Annotated in this window: 3 protein-coding genes; 2 read left to right on the forward strand and 1 reads right to left on the reverse strand. The window is 65.1% G+C overall.

Features of this window, described 5'->3' with window-relative positions; all coding sequences use genetic code 11:
• Positions 1–341 precede the first annotated feature (341 nt).
• Positions 342–1,208 (reverse strand): 3-hydroxybutyryl-CoA dehydrogenase, encoded by an 867-nt coding sequence (locus GF399_05310; protein ID MBD3399732.1) that lies wholly within the window; start codon positions 1,206–1,208, stop codon positions 342–344.
• Between the two features lie 26 nt (positions 1,209–1,234).
• Here GF399_05310 and ruvX point away from each other — a divergent pair, with 26 nt between their 5' ends.
• Both ruvX and GF399_05320 read left to right on the forward strand, forming a co-directional pair.
• Entirely contained in the window at positions 1,235–1,771 is a 537-nt protein-coding gene (gene ruvX, locus GF399_05315) for a Holliday junction resolvase RuvX (GenBank protein ID MBD3399733.1), read from the forward strand.
• Positions 1,772–1,935: 164 nt separating this feature from the next.
• On the forward strand, positions 1,936–2,735 hold an 800-nt coding region (locus GF399_05320), incomplete at its 3' end, for a hypothetical protein (protein MBD3399734.1).

Raw genomic sequence — 2,735 nt, forward strand, 5'->3', positions numbered from 1 at the left:
CACTTTTAATAATGCGACATCAGGATTTGCCTGTCAAGGGGTTGGCGGCTTCTGCATACGTATGTACCCGTATTATCATTTTCATATATCCATAACTAGTTGATATATCAACACTAAATTAAAACAAGATCGTCTAATTGAAGGAGCGTCTCAGAAAATGACGGAACGGGGGCGATCCCGTTTTTTCCGAGCCGCACTGCCGTTTGGCCTCCGCCAGTGGTGCGGTTGGCACCGCCTCTGCGCCTTCCCGGATGCCGCCTGCAGCTAACTGCGGTCGGCAAACAACCGGCGACGTAAAACGCTCTCCCGCCGCCGATTGTTGCCTTCAACTACGGCTCAACCTAGCGCGCCGAATAATCGTAGAAACCGCGCCCGCTCTTGCGGCCCAACCGGCCGGCGGCGACCATCTTGCGCAGCAAGGGGCAGGGGCGGTACTTGCTGTCGCGGAAGCCGTCGTAGAGAACCTCCATGATCGCCAGACAGACATCCAGGCCGATGAAGTCGGCCAGGGTCAAGGGCCCCATCGGGTGGTTCATTCCCAGCTTCATCACGCTGTCGACGGCCTCGAGCGCGGCCACGCCCTCCATCACCGCGTAGACGGCCTCGTTGATCATCGGCATCAGGATGCGGTTGGAGATGAAGCCCGGATAATCGTTGACCTCGACGGGCACCTTGCCCAACTGTTCGGCCAGGCTCATGGTCAGCGCCGTGGCCACGTCGCTGGTCTCCAGTCCGCGGATGACCTCGACCAGCTTCATCACCGGCACCGGGTTCATGAAGTGCATGCCGATGAAATCGGCGGGGCGCTCGGTGAAGGCGGCCAACTCGGTGATCGGGATCGTCGAGGTGTTGGAGGCCAGCAAGGCCCCGGCCTTGACGGTCTGATCGACGGCCCGCCAGACCTCACGCTTGACGCCGCGCTCCTCGAAGACGGCCTCGATGACCACATCGCAGTCGGCGATCTCGCCGAACTCCGTAGTGGCGCGGATGCGGGAAATGGCCTGCTCCTTGTCCTGGGAGGTGATCTTCTCCTTCTTGACCATCCGGTCCAGGTTGCGGGCGATCGACGCCAGGGCGCGCTCCAGGAAGCGCTCCTCGCGCTCGATCAGCACCACGTCGTAACCGGTCTGGGCGCAGACGTGGGCGATGCCGTTGCCCATGGTGCCGCCGCCGATGACCGCGATCTTGTTGATGTCCGCCGTCTCCATGCCGCTCCTCTTCGTTTTGGTCCCGTATGGAGTTGTGGATGAGTTCGAAGGTCAATACTAGCAAAAAGAGCGCCGCGACGGTAGCCCGTCGGCCCGCCCTGGTTGCCGCGGCGGCGATGTTGTATACTGGCGCGGTGCGTTACCTGGGCATCGATTACGGTGAGGTGCGGCTGGGGCTGGCCCTGTCCGACGAGGGCGCCGTTCTGGCCAAGCCCTTGAAGGTCTACGCCCGACGCAGCCCCAAGCGCGACGTGCGTTGGCTGACCCTGCTGTGCATCGAGCTGGGCGTCGACGCCGTCGTCGTCGGCCTGCCCCTGGAGCAGGCCGGGGTGGAGGGGAAAACGGCCGAGCAAGTCCGGCTGTTCGTCGGGCGGCTGCGCTCTCATCTGGCCCTGCCCGTCGAGTTCGTCGACGAGCGCTACAGCTCGGCGGAGGCCGAGCACAGGCTGCGCGAGCAGGGCCTGGACGGGCGGGAGATCCGCCGTGAGCTCGACGCCGTCGCCGCCGCCCTGATCCTGCAGACCTTCCTCGACGCCCGGCACCGGGATTATCAACAGGATTAATGCCGGGAGCCGTCGCGGAGGTTCGACCGGACCTGTTGAGCGATTAGCACTCGCCCGGCCTCGGGTCCAGACGACGAAGGTCTCTGTGCCGGGAAACCCCGGTGGCCTGGTTCGTGAACCCCCAACAAATCCCCCCAGGGACTTTCGTCAAGGCTGTTCCATCCATGTGTAAAACCCTGGTCATGCTTTGCGTTCTGTCGCTCTGCGCCGCCGCCGCGGCCACCGTGGTGGTGGTTCACGAACCCCGCGTCGCCAGCGGAGAGCAGGGCCTGGCCGACGAACTGGCCAACGCGCTGCGCCAAAGCCTGACCGAGCGGGGCATCGAGGCCGTCGGCTCCCGGGAGCTGACCTCCCACTACGCCGCCTCCCCCGACGGCACGGCTTATCTGCTGCTGGTCGGCGACGTCGTCGTGGTCAGCGGCGGGTATTACGAGTACCGCTGGTCGCTGCTGGACGCGACGAGCAAGACTCTGGCACTGGGAGAGCTGGCGGCCCGACGCGGCGAGCTGGCCCGCCGGGCGGGGGACTATGTGGCCGCCGAGGTGGAGCGCACCCTCGAACTGTCCGGTTTGTCCACCACGACTGAGACGAGCTCCTCTCCACTACAGATCCGCACCCTCGACGGTCGGCCCACCGCGCTGACCCTGAGCCCGGCGGCCTCGCCCCTGGTCCACGGCCCCCACGGTGACGCCGACGACCTGCTGGAACTGCGCCGCTACCCCCTCTACGAGTTGGAAGCAGACGACGGCCTCACGGCGGCTCACCTGTACTACGAACTGCTCAACCGCAGCAGCGCGACCCTGCGCCGACCGTTGTTCAACGACCCTCTCTCCACTACAGCTCCGTCGGCCCTGTCCGCCAACGTGCTGAATCCGGGAGAACGCCTGCGCTGGCGGGTTGAACTGGACGATCACGCCGGTGTCAGCCTGCCTCGGGCCGTGGTCCGCCTCGACGGCCCGGCCGG

The sequence above is a fragment of the Candidatus Coatesbacteria bacterium genome, assembly GCA_014728225.1.
Taxonomy (GTDB): Bacteria; RBG-13-66-14; RBG-13-66-14; order RBG-13-66-14; family RBG-13-66-14; genus WJLX01.

Coding starts and splice junctions, on each gene's coding strand:
- GF399_05310 (MBD3399732.1), bottom strand. CDS start 1,208: ATGGAGACGGCGGACATCAACAAGATCGCGGTCATCGGCGGCGGCACC.
- ruvX (MBD3399733.1), top strand. CDS start 1,235: ATGGAGTTGTGGATGAGTTCGAAGGTCAATACTAGCAAAAAGAGCGCC.